The organism is Fluviicola sp. (assembly GCF_039596395.1).
GTDB lineage: Bacteria > Bacteroidota > Bacteroidia > Flavobacteriales_D > Crocinitomicaceae > Fluviicola.
This window is the reverse complement of record NZ_JBCNJT010000001.1, coordinates 43250-64372: the sequence shown is the minus strand read 5'-3', so window position 1 is coordinate 64372 and position 21123 is coordinate 43250. Positions and strand designations below refer to the sequence as shown.

Sequence of the window (21123 nt, the reverse complement as noted above, 5' to 3'; positions counted from 1 at the left end):
ATACATGAGCAAAAACAGCGCTATTCCCCTAACCGCAAGTGAATCCCGGCGGTTGAACTAAAAACTGTTTTCCTCACATCAACAGGTGGAGCACTGTCATAATAGATGTTAAATTCAATCCGCATATCCAATCTTTTGGTGATTGCCTGGGCCACCGTATACTGTCCCGAGAAGCGAAAATCACTGAACCGGTCCCACCTTGGCTGGTAATAAGTGGTTGCTGAAAAGCTGAATCCGGTTTTTGTACGAATGAACCAACTCAGGTAATTACTCCAGCGCATATTGTCGTTGATAACACCGTCCTGGGTCAATTCTTCGTATTCCCAAAATGTGGATGTCCCGACAAAAAAACGCACGTTGTTCGTATCAATAAATTTCCAACGCGGGCCTGTACCGATCAAATACCGCAGACGTTGGTTCAGCAATTGATTGTATTGAATTTGCGTATAGGCCTCCCATTTCCACGGACTGTTTTTAATCCGTCGTGCGTAGCGAAAATGTGCCATCCCCGAATTCGCATAAGTCGTTTTATTGGATGCCGTGTAATTGAGATCAGTAATAATGAGGAAATGGTTCTTGCGCGTTTTGTACTGGACTCTTGGCCTGAAATTTCCAGAATAGAGAATGTCCGGTGAGTTTTGAGTGACGGCAAATCCTGCATCCAATGCACCGCTCCACCCGGAAGTATCATCATAAATACGCCGGTTCTCAATATTCACGATTTGCGCGTGTAACCCTAAAGTGAACAGCATTCCGAAAAGCAACCCGATACATTTCATCATTTAGGCGCAATTCGATACATGAATATGGCCAGAACGCCAAAAATGATATTCGGGAGCCAAACAGCAGCCACCGGAGGAAATCCAACCGTGGTCGCCGCAACGGTTGTCACTTTCATCGCGAAGATGTAAATAAACACGAATAACAAACCGATCGCAATATTCACCCCGATACCTCCGCGCTTTTTCCTGCTGGAAACACTCACCCCGATCAAAGTAAGGACATAAGTGGCACACGGATAACTGGTGCGCTGGTACAATTCAATCTCAAAGCTCGGCGTACTGGCATTTCCCTTTTGTTTTTCTTTTTGAATGAATGCTTTCAACTCGGTATAGGTCATCGCCTCGGCAATGTTATCCCGGATTGCCATGTCTTCTATTTTATAGGGCAGGATCGTGTCTTTGTTGTGCTTTTCGATCAGTTTTATTTTCTGATTGAGCATTTGCTCCTTAAACTCAAGTGTATCGTCATAGGAAATGACCCGTTCAAACACGTCTACCAAATGCCAATTCGATGAATCATGCGCAACAGTTGCCGTACGGGCTTTTAAAAAGTGCACCAGCCGGTTGTGATTATCGTATTTCTCGATCACAAAATCGTTGATGATATTCTCATGCGAATTGTAGCTTGCATAATGCACCAATTCATTCCCAGGAAATTCCGCATGATAATTTTCCACCAGCAAACGGTCACGGTAAAACGATTCTTCAAAATCCAGGCGAACCCTGTTGGAGCGCGGCAATACAAAATGGTTCAGCACCAAAGACATCAGCATCAGGATGGTTGCTGCAATCATATACGGACGCAGAATGCGCGTAAAAGGCCTTCCGCTGTTCAGCATCGGAATAATCTCCGCTTCCTGGGCCATTTTCGCCGTAAACCAGATCACCGAAATGAAAACGATCATGGACGAAAAGGTATTCCCGTAATAAAGCAGGAAATTGAAATAGTAATCAAAAATGATTGCCTTTAACGGCGCCTGGTTGCTGATAAATTCAGATAAACGCTCAGCAATATCGAATACCATGGCCAAAAGCATGATAATCCCCAACATAAAAAAGAATGTTGTGAGAAACTTCCGGATGATATAACGATCTAAGATCTTGAGCATTTAAATCCTTCTTCCCAGTTTTTTTACTTGTTCATCTTTCCAGGTTCTGAAAGTTCCGTCCAGAATTCGTCGGCGGGCTTCTTTAACCAACGCCAAATAAAAGGCTAAATTGTGAATTGTCGCAATTTGAATTGCCAAATTTTCCTTTGCTTTGATCAAATGATGCAAATATGCTTTCGTGTAAACCTGGTCTACGTAAGCCGTTCCGTTCGGGTCCAACGGAGAATAATCCATTCTCCATTTGTGGTTTTTGATATTGATCGTTCCCTCGGAAGTAAACAACATTCCGTGGCGTGCGTTGCGGGAAGGCATCACACAATCAAACATATCGACTCCCATAGCGATGGATTCCAGAATATTGACCGGCGTTCCTACTCCCATCAGATAGCGCGGTTTATCAGCCGGAAGAATGGAACAAACCAAATCCGTCATGCTATACATGTCTTCATCCGGTTCACCCACCGACAATCCACCGATTGCATTTCCTACTGCGCCTTGTTCTGCAATAAATTCCGCCGATTCTTTTCGCAAATCCGGATAAACACTTCCCTGTACAATCGGGAATAGTGCCTGGGAATAGCCGTATTTCGGTTCCGTCGCGTCCATTTGCGTTATACATCGTTTCAACCAGCGATGTGTCATGTGCATGGAACGTTTCGCGTAGTTGTAATCGCACGGATAAGGCGTACATTCATCAAAAGCCATGATGATATCGGCACCGATAGTGCGCTGGATATCGATTGCTCTTTCCGGTGAGAAAAAGTGATAGCTTCCGTCGTGATGCGACTGGAAACGAACCCCTTCTTCGGTAATTTTGCGGCTCGTTGCCAGGGAATAAACCTGGTAACCACCACTATCCGTCAAAATCGGTCTTTCCCAACCGATAAACTGATGCAAACCTCCGGCTCCTTCAATGACCTCCAGTCCCGGGCGCAAGTACAAATGAAAAGTATTTCCCAAAATAATCTGGGCCTCCACATCATCGCGCAATTCCTGCTGATGAACACCTTTCACCGTTCCCTGTGTCCCCACGGGCATAAAAATCGGAGTTTCAATGGTTCCGTGATCCGTGTGAACCAATCCGGCTCTTGCTTTCGAATGTGGGTCGTTATGCTTCAGTTCAAAGTGCATAATTGTGTTGAAAAATAAACGCTGCAAAGATAACGGGGATTTCGGAAAGAGCCCCATCTTTGTACGCGAAGAAGACACATTCATGAAAATTATCCCCGAATTACAGGAAACAGGCGTATTTTATATCTTTTGGATTTTTGCCGGATTGTTGGCTGTACAGTTGATCTATTCCGTTCTGTTCTTCGGGAGACTGGCTTTTTGGAAAGGCAAAGCTGCTCAAACCAATTTACCGCCTGTATCGGTGGTGATCGCGGCGCGTAATGAGTCGGACAATTTATACGAAAACCTCCCGAAAATACTGGAACAGGATTACCCGTCACCGTTTGAAGTGGTGGTCATCAACAACCAGTCGATGGATGATTCGAAATACTTGCTGGATGCATTAAGCCGCCAGTATCCCAACCTGGTGGTGATGGAGGTGGAACGAAGCCGCCATTTGACTCCCAGCAAAAAATTTCCTCTGACTTTAGGGATCAAAAAAGCGAAATACGAGCATTTGATACTTACAGATGCAGATTGCACACCGGCAAGTGATTTGTGGTTGCGCAAAATGGCCGAGCGTTTCAACGACAAGAAACAGATTGTTTTGGGCTATGGACCCTACCGGAAGAAAAAAGGTTTCCTGAACAAAGTCATTCGTTTCGACACGACTATGATTGCCGTGAACTATTTTTCCATGGCGATCAATAAAATTCCTTATATGGGAGTTGGCCGGAATATGGCCTACACGAAAGAAGTTTTCAAATCGACCAACGGATTTAAATCACATTATTCCTTAATGTCCGGAGATGACGACCTGTTTATCCAGGAAGCGGCAAAAAAAGGCAATTACACGCTTCAGCTGGATCCCGATTCATTTCAATTCAGCGAAGCAAAAGAAAACTGGGAGTCGTTTGTTCTGCAAAAGTCGCGGCACTACACCACTTCTCCGCGTTACAAGGTTTTCAAGAAAGCAATGTTAGGAATATATCCTGCCAGCCTGATTTTGATGCTGATATCTTTCGTTCTTTTGATCTTACAAAGTGGATGGTGGATACATGCCTTAGCCGGTTTTGGTTTTGTAACAGTGATAAAATGGTGGCTTTTGGGACTTTGTTTTAAGAAGTTAAAATCACCGGGATTCATTGCTTTATTGCCGATAACGGATTTGGTATATGTTTTGGTGCTTCCATTTTTTTATTATTCAGCATTGCAAAAAAATTCTTCGAGATGGAAGTAGCAGGAGATCATTTATCGGACAAGGCGCGCGTGGATTTGGTGTTGGTTGACCAGGCCAGAAATGGCGACCAGGCTGCTTATGCCCAATTAATGGACCGCTACCGGGAATCCATCTATTTCATGATGATGAAGATGGTCCGCAACTCGGATGATGCAGACGATTTGACGATCGAAGCTTTCGGGAAAGCATTCAGCAGGCTGGATCAATATTCACCGAGTTTTGCATTTTCTACCTGGCTGTTCAAGATCGCTTCCAATAACTGCATTGATTTTATCCGCAAGAAACGCATCAAGCTCACTTCCATGGATACCGGCTACACGAATGAAGACGGAGAAGCCGTTGGAATCGACGCCCGGTCAGATACGCGCGATCCGGAAGAACACATCATTCACAACCAAAAAGTGAAACACATGCGCCACCTGGTAAGCAAATTGAAACCACGCTACCGGGAACTGATCGAAAAACGCTACTTTGAAGAATTGAGCTACGAAGAAATCGCAGAGGAATTAAATCTTCCGCTTGGAACCGTAAAAGCACAATTATTCCGCGCACGCGATTTCCTGGCGCAGATGATGGATCAAACAAAAGACGCTATTTAAAACACATCATTTTATAAAAATGCAAAGAGGCTACCCGAATGGATAGCCTCTTTTTTAATATTCAAAAGAATTACTCTACAGCAATCTTATGTGTTTTACTCACACCGTCTGTTGTAATGTTCAGGATGTAAACACCTTTAGCATTCCCGCTTAAATCAAGTGATAAGCGTGTAGTCCCTGCCTCAATCACTTTACTCACTACTTTTTTACCGAACAAATCAAACACTTCAAATATTGTTTGTTTTGTTTCCTGGGATTCACTCGCAACTGTGAAGATTCCGGTACTCGGGTTTGGACTGATATTCCACCCACTTTCAGTTGCTTCTTTTGCCAATGATCTGAAATCAGGAGCAGTTGTTTCCTCAACCATTACCTGGTAACCTTCTCCGTTTGCACTTTTAACGGTAGTCAGACTATAAGAAAATTGATTCCAATCACAGTTATTATTCCATGTTCCGCGTGTAATACGGTAAGTATGGTTGTAAAGGAAACGTCCGGAAGTAGGGGAACTCGGAAGTGTCGTGTATGTTCCTGAGTAATTCAATGAGTAATCATCAAAACCGGTAAATGTACAACTTGCCGGATAAGGCCACCAAACATTCGGGCTTTCAATGTTGAACAGCGAATTCCCATTTGCATCCAACTCTTCTAATCTCCAATACTGACCGAAACCAGCCACCGTATTCGCATTCATTACAATCGGTGTTCCTGTTACCGTGTAATAATTGTTATTCGTAGTATTCGTAGCAATATTGAATCGCGGTTCGTTAGGCAATACCGTAACCACTACCTGGTCCGTACTGGAACATCCTGTCAAATTGTTGGTAGCTGTCAGGGTATATGTTGTTGTTGTTTCCGGACAAACTGAGATATTTATTCCTGATCCGACATAAGTTCCATTAGCAGACCAGTTGTAGGAAACACCTTTCGTAAGAATTGTCGTTCCGATAGTTACACATTCTCCCTGGCAAATAGTTTGATCAACACCGGCATTCACTGTTGGTTTACAAGCATAATAGAAAACATGAATATCCTGAGCCCAATTGGCACAGCTGCTCTCTTTAACAGCCGACAACACTGCCATGTAATATTTACCGCATGTAACGCTTAGATTGGATGGAAAAGTATAGGTTCCGGTTGGAACACCCGTAAACCACAAAGACTCCCAGTAAAATCCATTTGTAACGATATTTCCTGCAGCATCACATTCGTACAATCTCCAGTAATAATGGGTAGAAGGATTACTTCCTGAAGCAAGAGCTCCTCCAAATGTTAAAGGACTTCCCTGACAGATCGTTGTAGGCCCGGTAACCACCGGATGAATATTGAAATCTTCATTAATGCGTATTTCTCCACATAAATTGAACGCAGCATCTGAATCTCCGCCCAAATCCGGGTTATTGTAGGTCGTAACAGTGATGGTATTCGTTCCAACAGTGAGATGAGCCGGGTTAATATAAATTTCCACATTTTGTTTCAAAGGATCAAAATGATTATTCCCGGAAGGCATTCCAAGTGAAGAGAAATAACTGTTGCCATTGATCGAAAAACCGTTTATTGTATTGTCAGCACCAATAGCATTGATCACAAACCGTGCACAAGTAATAGTCTGAGGTGTTATGGTAAAATTCATCCGGTAGGTATAGGTTCCCGGAGTAGTCTGGAGTACATTTCCATTGGATGCTACAGCCGAAGAAATCCAACGACTACAGTTGGTATAATCCCATAACCCGCTGTTCTGACAGCTTTTCGGAGTTACCACTGTGTTGCTTGGCGTCGTGACATTCCAGGAATCTTCCAGGGTGTTTAAGGCTACTACACCGTTATTCCAGCCGGTGGAAACATTAATAGTTTGTTGTGCATAAGATGACCCGGTTAAAACCAAAGCCACAAAGAACAAAATTTGTCTTAATTTCTGATTCATGATGAATTAAATTAGTTAAGCCACTAAAGTAGTCGCTATAACAGAATCACCGTATAAAAAAATAAGACCACTTTGCGAAATGCATGTTTCCACCTCTGTAAAACCACTTTTAAGCACTTAACGATAAATTTAGATGAAGCAAACCCGGAAAACCTAAAAATTCTTAAACACAGAATTATGTAACATCCAACCAAAAATCAATCGATAAATTAAGTTTATGACTATGGCTGAAATTTTCGATTTGGACGCCTTTCCTGAAATGGCTGACCTGGTTTACGTCTCGGTTTCGGAGGCAGGTATTACCCGTGTGCGGAAAGGAAATGACTTTGAATATTACTACAACGGCAAGAAAGTAGATTCGGAAAAGCAGCTGCAACGAATCAAAGCGTTGGTGATACCTCCGGCCTGGGAGAACGTGTGGATCTGCAAAAATGCCAATGGACACATTCAATGTACCGGAGTGGATGCCCGCGGAAGAAAGCAATACCGCTACCATGCACTCTGGCAGAAGTCCCGTAATGAATCGAAATTTTCGCGGTTGATTGATTTTGGGAATGCCATGAAAAAGCTTCGCAAACAAATCAACAGCGACCTGAGAAAAAGGTCGTTAAACGAAGATAAAGTAATTGCAACCGTTCTGGCCTTGATGGATGCAACACATATCCGCGTGGGGAACAACCAGTATGAAAAAACCAATAAATCTTACGGATTGACCACCTTAAAAGATAAACACGTGGAAATTTCAGGAGAAAAAATCAGTTTTTCCTTTGTCGGAAAAAAAGGCATCCACCACAGCATTTCACTGCGCAACAAACGATTGGCACGTATTGTCAAACAATGCCGTGATATCCCGGGCAAAGCACTCTTCCAATATTACGACCAGGCGGGGAACCGGCATACACTGGATTCGGGAAAAGTGAATGCCTACATTCAAAAGCATACGAAAGATTCATTTACCACCAAAGATTTACGCACGTGGTCGGCAAGTGTTTGCGCGCTGCAGGGATTTTTGCATTCAGATCCCGTGGATACTGAAACAGCGCGTAAGAAAAGAGCCGTAGAAGTTCTGGACCTGGTCAGCGAACAACTGGGCAACACGCGAACGGTTTGCAAAAAATACTATGTACACCCGGAAATTTTAGAACTGTACGAGAGCAGCCAACTGGAAGAACACGTAAAGAAAATTCCACCGTCAGATGACTGGCTCAGTTCTGAGGAAAAGCTGTTATTAAAGATTTTGAAGAAGACTAGACAAAATATGCAGGCACGCGATTAAATAACATGCCTGCACATTAATTATTATTCATGGTGTTCATCTTTATAGATCTCGTCTACTTCACCTTTGTATTTCTCAAGGATTATTTTCCGTTTCAATTTTAAGGTCGGTGTCAATTCTCCTGATTCGATCCCGAATTCAGTTGGAAGCAATGCAAATTTCTTGATTTTCTCCCAGTTTCCGTAACCAGCATTGATACGGTCTACTTCCTGCTGGATACGCGCAATCACATCCGGATTTTTCGCAATATCTTCATGGCTTTCACCGATTTGCAGGTTTTTACGGTTTGCCCATTCTTTCACAAACGGGAATGCAGGAACGATCAATGCAGCAGGAAATTTACGTCCTTCGCCCAATACCATGATTTGCTCAATGAAGCGGGATTCTTTGAAGGTATTTTCCATCGCCTGCGGAATGATGTATTTCCCACCGGAAGTTTTGAAAATCTCCTTTTTGCGGTCTGTAATCTTCAGGAAAATCCCGTCTTCAAATGTTCCGATGTCTCCGGTATGAAACCAGCCTTGTGAATCAATCGCTTCAGCCGTTTTTTCAGGAAGGTTGTAATATCCCATCATGACATTCGGCCCTTTCACCAAAATTTCACCGTCTTCTGCAATTTTCACCTTTACTCCGTCGATCAGCGGCCCTACCGTTCCGATCTTGATTCCTTTCTTCAGACAGTTCACTGAAATCACCGGGGAAGTTTCGGTCAATCCGTAACCTTCCAATACCGGAATTCCTGCCGCCAGGAATATTTGCGCCAGGCGCGGTTGCAATGCTGCAGAACCGGAAGCTACTGCTCTCACTTCCCCACCCAAAGCTTCCTGCCATTTGGAAAACACCAGTTTTCGGGCAATTCCCAGTTTCAATTTATACCAAAATCCCAATTTACCGGTATGGTATTGCTCGGCAACTGAAACAGACCAGAAGAAGATTCTTCGTTTAAACCCGGTTAAGGCTTCACCTGTGAGCATAATACGGTCGAACACTTTCTCCAGCAAACGGGGCACGGCTGTAAATACATGCGGCTTCACTTCTTTCAGATTCGGCCCGATGGTATCCATGGATTCCGCAAAATAAATGGAAGAACCGCAATACATATATAGGTAATGCAGCATGCGTTCGTATACGTGACAAACCGGTAAGAATGTCAATACGCGCGAATGTTCATCTGCCGGAATACTGAACTTACAGGAAAGCACGTTGGAAAGCAGGTTGTTGTGAGACAACATCACTCCTTTCGGGTTCCCGGTTGTTCCGGACGTATAAATAATGGTTGCTAAATCTTCGTTGCGCACATTTGCCTTCAATTCCGAGATCTTGTTCTGAGGAATGTCTTTTCCCATTTCGATCAGTTCCCTGTAGTTGGTAAATGCTTCAAGCTGATCAAACGTGAAAATTTTCTCCAGGGAAGGTATCTGGGATTTCACACCCTGAATTTTATTCCCCAATTCTTCTCCGGCCACAAACGCGTGACGGATCCCGGCATCGTTAAAGATGTAAACATAATCGTGCTCCGAAATATTCGGATACACCGGAACTACAATGGCTCCGACCTGCTGAATGGCAATATCGAGGATATTCCACTCTACCCGGTTCGGTGAAACCAATGCCACACGTTCACCAACTGAAACACCGAGTGCCACAAGTCCCTTGGAAATTTGATTTGTAAGTGCTACAAATTCTTCGGTCGTCATAGGTATCCATGCACCATCCACTTTAGTCACAAACATGGAGGTGCTTGGAAAGTTATTCAATTGATAAGCAGGCACGTCAAACAGTCGTCTTACTTCATTCATATCAGTTGTAATAGCACTCACAATATATGTATTAAAAATTAAGCAATAGTGCAAAAATGTTCATTCAAAACCAGTGTTTGTTTTTTCACACCCAACTGTTAAGAAACTACTTCTTACTTTTACATTGTGGGAATATAGTTTCTAACTTCGATCAAGTGCAATTCATGAACTAGTTGGAAAGTTACGAAAAAAATGACTTGCGTTTGATCGTTTTTGGTTTTTTGGTTTGTAGGGTTCGTTTGCCGGCGAGCCCTTTTTTTATGCCGTCTTTTTTTACTCCATCGAAAACACCGGTTTTCCTTGAATGAATGTACGGTTTGAATAATTCGGATTGTATCCTCCTTTGGAAGTGAACGGACTTTCCAGCATCACCAGCGTTGCGTCTTTCCCTTTTTCCAAACTACCTTTTGTTGCTTCCTGGAAACTGGCAAATGCCGCCCAAATAGTCATTCCACGCAAACAAGCTTCTTCCGTCAGCGCTTCTTCCATTAAAAATCCTTCAATCGGATCGCCCTCTGCATTTTTCCTGTTCACTGCCGCATGTATCGTCAGGAAAGGATTGGTGCTTTCCACCGGAAAATCCGTTCCGATTGCCAGCATACCGGCTTTTTGCAACAAGGTGTTGTAAGCATAAGCTCCGCGCAAACGGGCTTTCCCCAGGCGCGATTCCGCCCAGCGCTGATCACTCACCGCATGCGTTGGCTGCACGGAAGGAAATGCTCCCGAACTTGCCAGTAAATCAAAATCTGCCGGATCGATTACCTGTGCGTGTTCCAGTCTCCAGCGGTGATCCGGGTTCTTCTGGGAATATGCCTGAATCAATTCCAGCACCAACCGGTTAGTGGAATCTCCGATGGCGTGAATATTCAACTGGTAGCCGGTCAATTCCGCCAGGGAAGAATAACGCTTCATATCTACCAGGGAAGTCGTCAGCAACCCGTGATTGTGAATATCATCCGAATATGGTTTCTTTAAAAGCGCACCCCGCGACCCCAAAGCTCCGTCGCCCATTACTTTAAACGAACGTACCAGCAGGTTCTTTTCTTTCAAAATCCCATGCTTTTTGGCAAAATCCGTATTTTCTTTTTCCGTGTAAAGCATTCCGTATATCCCGATAGTCAGTTTATTGTCTTTTACCAAGCGGCGAATCAGTTTAAAGTCGTGCGGAGTCAACCCTGCTTCATGCACATCCGTTATTCCATATCCGAATAATTCCTGCTGGATTTCCATCAAGGCTACGCTCAGTTCATGGTCCGAGAAATCGGGTAGTTTATTACTGACCAGGGAAATCGCATTGTCCAATAAAATACCGGTAGGTGTTCCGTCTTCGTTTTTTAAAATAGCACCGCCTTCTACCTGCGAAGAGGCATTCACCCCATATTTCTTCAGTGCCGCATCATTCACCAAAACAGCATGCCCGTCGATGCGGTAAAGCACCACCGGCTTGTTGGGGAATTTTTCATTCAGCAACTCATTGGTTGGAAGTTCTTTCGTATTCCACAAGCTTTGGTCCCAGCCGCCGCCAACAATCACCGGACGTTCTTTTTTCTGTGCATATTTTTCCACCCGCACAACCAACTCCTCCATGGAAGCCGATCCGACAAGGTTTGCAGACAATTTCTGCCGGGCCAAACTCATCATGTGCCCGTGTGCATCCGCAAATCCCGGGAAAATGTCTTTTCCTTCCGCATCGATGAATTCATCTGCACTGTATTTGTTCATGATCTGACGATCGGGTCCCACCTCAATGATTTTTCCGTCACGGATCGCGATGGCCTGTGCTATCGAATTCTGATCATCCATCGTGTGGATCTTCGCATTGTGGATTACCAGATCAACCGATTGCCCTTTCATGCAGGAAGCACCGATTGCCAAAACCGCTAAAAAATAAATCGCTTTCATCAGGAATGAGTTTTGTGAAAGATGGTTGAACTTGCCTGTGCGCTTGGCATAATCACCAGGTCGTTGATGCAGACATGTTTCGGACGGGAACAAACATAGTAAACCGCATCGGCAATATCTTCCGCCATAAGCGGATCAAAACCATCGTATACATTTTTGGCCGTTTGTTCGTCTCCCTTAAACCGCACGAGTGAAAACTCTGTTTCTGCCGCCCCGGGAGCAATGTTGCTTACCTTAATATGGTCGTGTACCAAATCAATACGCATCGCTCTGGACAAAGCATCAACTGCATGTTTCGTTGCACAGTAAACATTTCCGCCGGCATACACTTCTTTTCCTGCAATGCTGGCAATATTGACGATGTGTCCGCCGCCGTTCTTTTTTAAAACCGGGGAAATGGCACGCGTCACGTACAGCAATCCTTTGACATTGGTATCGATCATGCGGTCCCAATCATCTGTTTCACCGGAATCGATAGGTCCGCGGCCAACCGCCAAACCAGCATTGTTGACCAACACAGACAAGTTGTTTTTCACTTCTTCAGAAAGGGATTCAACTGCCCGGTTTACTTCTTCTTCGCTGCGAACATCAAAATTCAGCAACACGATATCGACTCCTTTTGGCTGAAGTTCTTTTTTCAGCGACTCCAAACGCTCCATTCTTCGCCCGGTCAAAACCAGGTTCCATCCATTATCGGCAAAAATACGTGCCGTTGCTTCTCCAAAACCAGCTGTTGCGCCGGTAATAAAAACAGTTTTCTTCATACTTTAAATTTGAACGGTCGTGAACCGATACATGCGATTAAAAACAATGCTAAGTAGGCCGGCATCCGGTAGCGGACAATGGCCCCCAGAATAGGAGTTGTCCATCCGATCAGCACCAGTAATATCAGTGAAAAAACGGTTAAGAAAACAAGCAGGTTCCTTTCTTCGGAAGTTCTGTGTTTGCGGTTGTACCACAGCCCGAAGAGAAGCAGGCCGAACAAACCGATTGTTTCCAGAAAGCTGAGTATTTTCAGTTTGCCTCCCGGATCCCAGAATGTTGGCCGGAAAGCCGCGTTTGAAAGAGCTTCCGGAATGTTTTTGATCAGTTGACTGAAATGATTCCCGATCGGGGTCAGTTCGATATAACTTCCGCATGCTTCACCGATAAAAACCACGTTCCACGGACCTTGCCCCGGTTTCAGCCGGATATCGTGAAACGGATAACTCATTCCGAAAGTCACTTTTTTAGCCGTCAGTTCTTTTTTTGCCTGCACTCCCTGATCCGAGAATTCCAGGTCTGAAAACTGATCGGTACGGAAGTAGTAAAAACAGGAATCCGCATACGCATGCAAGCCTCCTCTTCCTACATTGATAAAATCGAATTGCATACGGGTCAGGCGGTGAGTAACTGTTTTGCGTAAACCGGAGAAACCGGCAAAAATCAAAACCACCACAGCAAAAACCGTTAGCGGCGCCAGCCAAACCTTTCTGCGGAACACCCATTTCCCCAATAAATAAACCGGAATACTCAACAACAAACACCCCAAAACGTACGGCTTGAAGCCCAGCATCAGTGCAAAACCTACTACTACACGCCACAAACGGGATTTCAGCGACAAACTTCCCAATAAAGCGTTCAGTATAAATGCAAATCCCAGGATCATCAGCGGTTCTTTCAGTACGGAACTCGTCCAGAAATTCAGGGTCGGAAAGAGAAATAACGCAAACCAGAACCAACGCCTGTTGAAATAAACCCGGTCTTTGAATGCGCGAAAAATTTCCCGTACCCCGAGGAATGAAAAGAAGGAAAAAATGAGAATATGGATGTAAACATTCCCCCGGGAAATAAAAACGATCAGGCTGTTCACACGCAAAACGTTCCTTGAATCATTCATCAGGTCCAGATCTCCCGCCGACCAGTGATTGGTATGCATCAGATACTGCTGCACATCTGCTTCAGAATTCAATCCGAAGAGAAATTTAAGATAGGTTCCGAAGGATTGGTACGCCACTCCGTTGAGTGTAACGCTGTCATCCATGTATTCTTCCCAGTCGACCGTGATTTCGCCTATTCCGTAGATTTTGGTATGAATGATCATAAAGAGCACTCCAAACATCACCTTAATTCCCCAACCGATCAATAAATCACTGCGTAACAAGCCATCTGTTTTGAACTTCCAAACAAACCACGTTAAAACGACCAGAAGCAGTGTAAATACCATCAGAGCCCTAAGTTAAGTTAATTATCAATTATGAGGGCCGTAATTATCAAGAAGTGCTTTCCTGATAATTAATAATTGATCATTCAAACGCTATTGTTGTGGAAAAAAACGGTATAGTTCGCCTTCATAGAAACGAAGGAATGATTACTTTTGCATCAAAGTTATAAGAAAATGAGTACTTCCATTAAGCAAGAAGCTACAGTAGAGCAAGCGGTTGAATTAGGTTTACGCGCTGATGAGTTTGAGATGATCAAAGGAATCCTCGGACGCACACCGAACTTCACGGAAACAGCCGTTTATTCTGTTATGTGGTCTGAACACTGTTCTTACAAAAACTCCATTTACTGGTTAAAACAATTACCAAAAGATGGTCCCCACATGTTGGTAAAAGCTGGTGAAGAAAATGCCGGACTGGTAGACTTGGGAGATGGAATCGGATGTGTTTTCAAAATCGAATCACACAACCACCCTTCTGCTTTGGAACCTTATCAGGGTGCGGCAACAGGAGTCGGAGGTATCAACCGCGATATCTTTACCATGGGAGCACGCCCGGTTGCACAGTTAAACTCATTGCGTTTCGGAGACATCGAAGAGGCGCGCACCAAATGGCTGGTGAAAGGAGTTGTGAAAGGAATTGGTGATTACGGAAATGCTTTCGGAATTCCGATCGTTGGCGGAGAAGTTTTCTTTGACAAATCATACAATCAGAACCCGTTGGTGAATGCTTTCTCTGCCGGAATTATCGATACGAAAAAAGTGATCTCAGCGAAAGCAAAAGGACCGGGCAACCCGGTTTATATCGTTGGTTCTTCTACCGGAAAAGACGGAATTGCAGGAGCAGCATTTGCTTCAAAAGATATTACAGAAGAATCCGCTCAGGATTTGCCATCCGTACAGGTTGGTGACCCGTTCATGGAAAAATTGCTGTTGGAAGCAACCATGGAATTGGCAAACACGGATGCTATTGTCGGAATGCAGGACATGGGTGCAGCAGGTATTACCTGTTCCACTTGTGAAATGAGTGCCGGAGGTGGTGTTGGAATGGAAATCCATTTGGACCGCGTTCCTACCCGCCAGGAAAACATGCTTCCTTATGAGATTTTGCTTTCCGAATCACAGGAACGTATGCTCGTAGTGATCCAAAAAGGAAAAGAAGCCGTAGTAAAAAGCATTTTCGACAAGTGGGATTTACATGCTGAAGAAATCGGAACGGTCACAGACGACGGACGTGTTCGTTATTACATGAACGGAGAACTGGTTGGAGATGTTCCTGCCGAGTCATTGGTACTTGGTGGTGGTGCTCCTCAATACCAGCGCGAATATTCCGAGCCTGCTTATTACCAGGAATATAAAAAATTCAATATCGACTCGGTAGAACAACCGGATAACCTGAAAGAAATCGGGTTCTTCCTGTTGAGCCAGCCGAATATCGCTTCCAAGCGTTGGGTTTACGAACAGTACGACTCCATGGTTGGAACAAAAACAATGACTACCAACCGCCCTACGGATGCAGGAATTGTAAACCTGAAAGGAACTGAAAAAGCATTGGCAATGACGGTAGATTGTAATTCCCGTTATGTGAATGCTGATCCGGAAGTAGGAACTGCAATCGCGGTTTCAGAAGCTGCCCGCAACATCGTTGTTTCTGGAGGTATTCCAAGTGCAATCACGAACTGCTTGAATTTCGGAAACCCATACAACCCGGAATCTTACTGGCAATTCGTAGGTGCAATCAAGGGAATGTCGAAAGCATGTCTGAAGTTCGAAACACCGGTTACCGGAGGAAACGTTTCTTTCTACAATCAAAGTAATATCGGAGGAAAAGAAATTCCGGTATTCCCTACTCCAACGATCGGAATGATCGGGGTAGTTCCTGATAAATCGAAGATCATGTCTTTGGATTTCAAACAAAAAGGAGATTTGATCTTCATTTTGGGAGATTGCGTAAACGACATTGCGTCTTCTGAATACCTGGCGAAATACCATAAAATCGACGCTTCTCCGGCTCCTCATTTTGATTTGGAGAAAGAGTATGCACTGCAGGAAGCCGTAAAAGGATTGATCAGCCAGGAGTTGATTAATGCGGCTCACGACTGTGCTGATGGCGGATTGTTCGTTTCATTGGTTGAAATGTCTATGCCACGCGGACTTGGTTTCGATATCGTTACTGATTCGGAAGTGCGTGAAGATGCATTCCTGTTCGGGGAAGCTCAAAGCCGCGTTGTGGTAACAGTTTCCGAAGACACGGAAGAAGAATTCATCGAATTCATGATGGGAAGCGGTGTGAATTACACACTTCTTGGCCACGTTACAAAAGGTAAAATGATGGTTGACGACGAGCATTTCGGATTTATCTCCGAAGCAAAAGAGATTTTTGACAATGCTCTGGGAAAACTGATTGAAGGATAAAAAAAATTATCAATTATAAATTAGTTTAATTATCAAGGGGTTACTCACGGCACGCCCCTTGATAATTTATAATTGCTAATTACGCATTCAACATGGATTTAATCCTCAAATACTTCCCGGATCTTACAGATCAGCAACGTTCACAATTTGAGCAGTTGAAGGAATTGTATTTGTTTTGGAACGCACAGATTAACGTCATTTCCCGCAAGGATACGGATGATTTTTACGAGCGTCATGTACTTCATTCGCTGGGAATTGCAAAGATCATGAAATTTGCACCCGGTTCTTCGTTGATGGACATTGGGACCGGCGGTGGCTTTCCGGGAATCCCCTTAGCTATTTTATTTCCGGAAGTACAATTCCACCTCGTTGATTCCATCGGGAAGAAAATCAAAGTGGTCAAAGAAGTTGCACAGGCTTTGGAACTGAAAAACGTTCGTGCTACACATGCCCGTGCAGAAGAAATCACCGAAAAATTTGATTTCATCGTGAGCAGGGCCGTGACAGCTATGCCAGCATTTTTACCCTGGACCAAAGGGAAATTTTTGAAAGAAAATAAGAACCCGTTTCCAAACGGAATTTTGTACCTGAAGGGCGGCGATCTGAAAGAAGAATTATCACCGGTCAAACAATCCTACACCATTCATTCCCTTCAAACCATCTTTGCAGGCGAATTTTTCGAGACCAAAGCAGTGGTATACGTTGATATGACAACGAATTAATTCAATCAACTGCTTTTCAATACCTTACAAAGCGTATTTAGCACAAAATTCACGAAATATTCATCGAAACTTAATTTCCACTCGATAAAAAGGGCAATTTGTTCATTTTCATAACTTGTTAGTCTTTTAACTATCTGTTATTTTGTATACTTGTCTTAAATCCTGTGATAATGAAGGCATTATACCTACTACTCTGCGTAACAACAAGCATATCTGCTGCGGTTTTCGCTCAAACGGACTATTCGGTGATCGCTTCCAACCGAATGGTACAAAAGCATCAGATTCCGGAAAGAATTCGAAAAATTGCTCAAATTGATCCTCAAAGGCTTCAGGTTTTGTGGAATTATTTTTCCAACAGTTTTTCATTCAACAGTTCAGAAACCGGCATCTCGGTTCACGAGTTACTGAACATCCAGCATTTTGATGTGACGGAATACGAACATTTGAGACAACAGAACCAACCGGTTCAATTCGTATATCGAAACAGCATCCTGATTACTTTAAAATCGGGAAATGACCTGAACAACCTGCTTCAGGGTTACAACCTGGATGAATTGGTAAACGAACTTCCGGCGAGGCCTTTTCCGACCTGGACAAGCAGTTCTTTTTCGGATGACGACTTTCAATCCTACAAAGAGAAAGTCTGGGATTGGGCAAGAGACTACCCGGCTGCTTATCTGCAGTTAACATCCGATACAAACCGCCTTCACGTCAGCTTTAAGGAGCTAAGGACACTGGACGAGGTCAGACGAACACAAATCCTCACGGAATCGACCTATTTAATCATCGATTAATTTGCTGCACATGAAAAATCGCTACATCCTATTACTCATTTCGCTACTTGCCGGCTGGGCTGAAAACAGCCAGGCACAATGTTCCGGAGGTTCTTCTTTCTCATCAGTCGCTGCACCGACAGGATCAACCGCAACAACCATCAGTTCCTGCAACTGGACAGGCGACTACAATACCATAACCGGTGTTGTAGCAGGAAATTCCTACACATTAACCGTATCTCCTTCCGCATGTATTACGGTACACAGCGGATCACCCACCGGTCCGGTAGTTGCATTCGGAACCTCATCCGTTCCATTTACAGCGGCTACTTCCGGAACCTACTACATGACTCTGAACGCAAACTGTACCGGATGCGGAACAGGCAGCACAACTTGTTTAACAACAACCATTCTGTGCAGTTCCTGTGCAGGACCTTGTGGCTCACCCTCGCCCATTTCAGGATGCGGCCAGGGATTTACTGTGAGTACAACAGGTGCATCTTCGTATGTTTCTACTTTGTGTGCAACATCCACACCCGGTTTGGAGCAAGTATATTCCTACACGGCATCTTCTACCGGAAACTATTCGTTTAACGTGACTTCCGTTACAGGAGGTGGTTACGCAATCGGATGGAAAACGGGAGGATGTTCTGCAACAGGATGGAACTGTGCAGGGACAGCAACAACACCCGGCTCTGTCGGATCTATAGCATTGACTGCCGGTACAACCTATTACTTTATATTGGATGCTACTTCTACCGCAGCATCGAGTATTTCATTCTCTCTGACTTGTCCGGCAGGTGGGCCAACCGTTGCAGGAGATTGTGTGGTAGCGGCAAATGTTTGCTCCAACGCATCTTTTGCCATCGACCCGAACGGTTACGGAGCAATCAATGAAATATGTTCCGCCGGGCTTTGCGCAGCAAATCCTTCTACCAATGTGAACGGTACGAATCCGGGGTGTTTACTTTCAGGAGAATTGAACAGCACCTGGATGATCGTAAACGTATTGACGGGTGGTTCTTTAACTTTCCAGTTGGGAACACCGAACTCCGGAACACTCAATTGCCTGGATTGGGCCATGTGGGCTTATACTCCTTCCACCTGCTCTGCTATCAGTGCCGGAACACAAGCTCCTGTTCGCTGTAATTACAACGGTTCCTGCGAACAATTTACAGGGATCTCTTCCACACTTCCTGCCGGTGCAACTTCTATGACCAACTGGGAAGCACCCGTAACTGCGGCTTCCTATACCAAATACCTCATTTGTTTATCCAATTACTCTTCCGCAATCACGACTGTGCCATTATCATTCGGTGGAACTGCAGTGGTGAGTTGTTCACCGCTCGGAGCAGAAACCATGAGTTTATCCGGCGAAAGCGAATCGGGTTACAATATCCTGAAATGGACAAGTTCCAGTGAGTTCAATGTGGATAAATACATCATTGAGCGCAGTGAAAACGGAAGTGATTATACCGGAATCGGTGAACTGGAAGCACAAGGCTTAAGTCTGGATGCATTGAATTACCAATTCGAGGATATGCAACCGCTTACCGGAATGTCTTACTATCGCGTAAGAATGGTTCGCAACAACGGTTCAAATGTTACTTCAAATACCCTGTCAATCGAACAGCAATTCATGAATGACCTGGAATTGGTCAAAGCATTCCCGAATCCGGCTGATGAAAACCTGAATGTGGTTCTTTCGTCTAAAACAGAATCCGCTTACCAATTGACACTTTCTACTTTGAATGGTCAAAAAGTACTGGACTACAGCCAAACCGTTCAGAAAGGATTGACATACTATTCCATGGATACCCGCGAATTTCAAAACGGGTTCTACTTCCTGACCATCTCTCAGGACGGCAAAGTATTGTCCACACACAAGATCATTATCGAATAAATTTCATTCATTGAAAATAAAGAGGGCCGGTTCTCAAACAGTACCGGTCTTTTTTTCTCTAACTTTTTCAAAACTAACACAATTGCTTTAGTGATCCATTCACAAGAAGTTTGATACGTCAGCGGTTTTCATCCATAATCTAATGGTATGCCTGTAATCGGAATTCGGGTTTTAAATCTTTTTGGTATCTTCGGTACACATGAAAACAGAAGGAACAACACCGGAACAAATCATTGCAAATTGTCCGGAAGACCGGCAGGAAGCAATGATGACACTGAGAAAAACCATTTTGGACAATCTTCCTCAGGGATTTAGTGAAGGAATCGGGTATGGAATGATCGGTTATGCCGTTCCTCATTCCCTGTATCCGGCAGGCTATCATTGCGATCCCAAATTGCCTTTGCCTTTTATGAGTTTTGCTTCACAGAAGAATTTCATCGCATTTTACCACATGGGATTGTATGCGGATCCGAAACTCCTGGATTGGTTCCAAACGGAATATGCCAAAGTAAGCAAGACCAAACTGGACATGGGGAAAAGCTGTGTGCGTTTCAAAAAACCGGACCAAATCCCATTTGAACTGATCGGTCGATTGGTTGCTAAAGTAACCCCTCAGGATTGGATCGATACCTACGAAAGCAATTATAAACCAAAATCCAAATAGATTATGAGTGATGTATTAGATAACATGAGTTTCTTCTCCCAAAAGAACGTTGATCTCAGTAACTTAAATTACCCGCTGAAGTTCACTTTCAAAATCGGGACTTTGGCGAATGATTTTGTCATTGAAGATGCCAGTTCTGCAACGCTTGCATACGTGCGCCAGAAGATGTTCAAGTTTATTGAAGAAATCCAGGTGTTTACGGATACGAATAAAAAGAACCTGGAATTTACGATCAAGGCGAATAAGTGGATCGATTTCTCGGCAACTTACGTTTTCACCGATAAGAACGGGGTCGAAAAAGGACGTGTTGCCCGCAAAGGATGGGCTTCCATCTGGAGAGCACGGTACGATGTATACGATCAGCAGGAACACCTGGCTTTTCACATCATGGAGGAAAACGCCTGGACTAAAGTATTCGATGGGCTTTTCAGTGAAATTCCCATTTTAGGAATGTTCACAGGATATGTTTTCAACCCGAAGTACATTGTAGGAAGGCCGGACGGCTCCAAAGTAATGCGCTTGAAGAAAAACCCTTCAATGTTCGGTCGTAAATTCACCCTGGAAAAAATCGGCCCGACAAACCATGCAGGCGAAGATGAATGCATCGTTCTTTCACTGATGATGATGATCTTACTCGAAAGAAGAAGAGGATAAAATCAAATAATTAAAAGCCCGGATATAGTCCGGGCTTTTCGTTTTATATCA

The 21123-nt window shown here is 44.0% G+C and carries 17 protein-coding genes; 9 read left to right on the top strand and 8 right to left on the bottom strand.

Translation table 11 applies throughout. The features are described from left to right. Positions 1 to 20: 20 nt before the first annotated feature. From ABDW02_RS00220 to tgt, 3 genes are read right to left on the bottom strand one after another with little or no spacing between them, the layout of a single operon-like run. Positions 21 to 782 (bottom strand): DUF481 domain-containing protein, encoded by a 762-nt coding sequence (locus ABDW02_RS00220; protein WP_343630959.1) that lies wholly within the window; start codon positions 780 to 782, stop codon positions 21 to 23. Then, positions 779 to 1891, bottom strand: a complete 1113-nt coding sequence (locus ABDW02_RS00215; protein ID WP_343630957.1) for an LptF/LptG family permease — start codon at positions 1889 to 1891, stop codon at positions 779 to 781. Before ABDW02_RS00215 ends, ABDW02_RS00220 begins: the two co-directional genes overlap by 4 nt. Next, positions 1892 to 3022 carry a tRNA guanosine(34) transglycosylase Tgt gene (gene tgt, locus ABDW02_RS00210; protein ID WP_343630955.1) on the bottom strand — a complete coding sequence of 377 codons (1131 nt, stop codon included), beginning with the start codon at positions 3020 to 3022 and terminating at the stop codon, positions 1892 to 1894. Between the two features lie 4 nt (positions 3023 to 3026). On the opposite strand from tgt, the gene ABDW02_RS00205 reads away from it, so the two are divergent. Both ABDW02_RS00205 and ABDW02_RS00200 read left to right on the top strand, forming a co-directional pair. After that, complete coding sequence (locus ABDW02_RS00205; protein WP_343630953.1) at positions 3027 to 4241, top strand: glycosyltransferase; 1215 nt, start codon at positions 3027 to 3029, stop codon at positions 4239 to 4241. Further along, positions 4232 to 4840: a sigma-70 family RNA polymerase sigma factor gene (locus ABDW02_RS00200; protein WP_343630951.1), complete on the top strand. Its 609-nt coding sequence runs from the start codon at positions 4232 to 4234 to the stop codon at positions 4838 to 4840. Before ABDW02_RS00205 ends, ABDW02_RS00200 begins: the two co-directional genes overlap by 10 nt. A 70-nt stretch (positions 4841 to 4910) precedes the next feature. Here ABDW02_RS00200 and ABDW02_RS00195 read toward each other — a convergent pair whose 3' ends face one another. Further along, the gene (locus ABDW02_RS00195) at positions 4911 to 6764 is read right to left on the bottom strand and encodes a T9SS type A sorting domain-containing protein (protein WP_343630949.1); all 1854 of its coding nucleotides are present in this window, start codon (positions 6762 to 6764) and stop codon (positions 4911 to 4913) included. Between the two features lie 223 nt (positions 6765 to 6987). Between ABDW02_RS00195 and ABDW02_RS00190 the strand changes: the two genes are divergently transcribed. Next, a complete protein-coding gene (locus ABDW02_RS00190) occupies positions 6988 to 8040 on the top strand; it encodes a DNA topoisomerase IB (protein WP_343630947.1) in 1053 nt (350 codons plus the stop codon). A gap of 23 nt (positions 8041 to 8063) precedes the next feature. On the opposite strand, the gene ABDW02_RS00185 is transcribed toward ABDW02_RS00190, so the two are convergent. The 4 genes from ABDW02_RS00185 to ABDW02_RS00170 all read right to left on the bottom strand — a co-directional run bounded on the left by ABDW02_RS00185 (position 8064) and on the right by ABDW02_RS00170 (position 13947). Next, positions 8064 to 9860: a long-chain fatty acid--CoA ligase gene (locus ABDW02_RS00185; RefSeq protein ID WP_343630945.1), complete on the bottom strand. Its 1797-nt coding sequence runs from the start codon at positions 9858 to 9860 to the stop codon at positions 8064 to 8066. A 252-nt stretch (positions 9861 to 10112) separates the two neighbouring features. After that, positions 10113 to 11741, bottom strand: coding sequence for an amidohydrolase (locus tag ABDW02_RS00180; RefSeq protein WP_343630943.1), 1629 nt, complete (start codon positions 11739 to 11741; stop codon positions 10113 to 10115). After that, positions 11741 to 12505, bottom strand: coding sequence for an SDR family NAD(P)-dependent oxidoreductase (locus ABDW02_RS00175; RefSeq protein WP_343630941.1), 765 nt, complete (start codon positions 12503 to 12505; stop codon positions 11741 to 11743). The genes ABDW02_RS00180 and ABDW02_RS00175 overlap by 1 nt, the downstream gene beginning before the upstream one ends. Further along, positions 12502 to 13947 carry a hypothetical protein gene (locus tag ABDW02_RS00170; RefSeq protein ID WP_343630939.1) on the bottom strand — a complete coding sequence of 482 codons (1446 nt, stop codon included), beginning with the start codon at positions 13945 to 13947 and terminating at the stop codon, positions 12502 to 12504. Before ABDW02_RS00170 ends, ABDW02_RS00175 begins: the two co-directional genes overlap by 4 nt. A 171-nt stretch (positions 13948 to 14118) precedes the next feature. Between ABDW02_RS00170 and purL the strand changes: the two genes are divergently transcribed. From purL to ABDW02_RS00140, 6 genes are all read left to right on the top strand, one after another. Then, positions 14119 to 16356 (top strand): phosphoribosylformylglycinamidine synthase subunit PurL, encoded by a 2238-nt coding sequence (purL, locus tag ABDW02_RS00165; RefSeq protein WP_343630937.1) that lies wholly within the window; start codon positions 14119 to 14121, stop codon positions 16354 to 16356. 92 nt (positions 16357 to 16448) lie between these two features. Continuing rightward, positions 16449 to 17078, top strand: coding sequence for a 16S rRNA (guanine(527)-N(7))-methyltransferase RsmG (gene rsmG / locus ABDW02_RS00160; RefSeq protein WP_343630935.1), 630 nt, complete (start codon positions 16449 to 16451; stop codon positions 17076 to 17078). Positions 17079 to 17248: 170 nt separating this feature from the next. Beyond that, on the top strand, positions 17249 to 17872 hold the full coding sequence (locus tag ABDW02_RS00155; RefSeq protein WP_343630933.1) for a hypothetical protein: 624 nt from the start codon (positions 17249 to 17251) through the stop codon (positions 17870 to 17872). A 10-nt stretch (positions 17873 to 17882) separates the two neighbouring features. Further along, positions 17883 to 19754: a T9SS type A sorting domain-containing protein gene (locus tag ABDW02_RS00150; protein ID WP_343630932.1), complete on the top strand. Its 1872-nt coding sequence runs from the start codon at positions 17883 to 17885 to the stop codon at positions 19752 to 19754. A gap of 199 nt (positions 19755 to 19953) precedes the next feature. Beyond that, entirely contained in the window at positions 19954 to 20418 is a 465-nt protein-coding gene (locus ABDW02_RS00145; protein WP_343630930.1) for a DUF1801 domain-containing protein, read from the top strand. Positions 20419 to 20421: 3 nt separating this feature from the next. Beyond that, positions 20422 to 21072 (top strand): hypothetical protein, encoded by a 651-nt coding sequence (locus ABDW02_RS00140; RefSeq protein ID WP_343630928.1) that lies wholly within the window; start codon positions 20422 to 20424, stop codon positions 21070 to 21072. Positions 21073 to 21123: the final 51 nt, after the last annotated feature.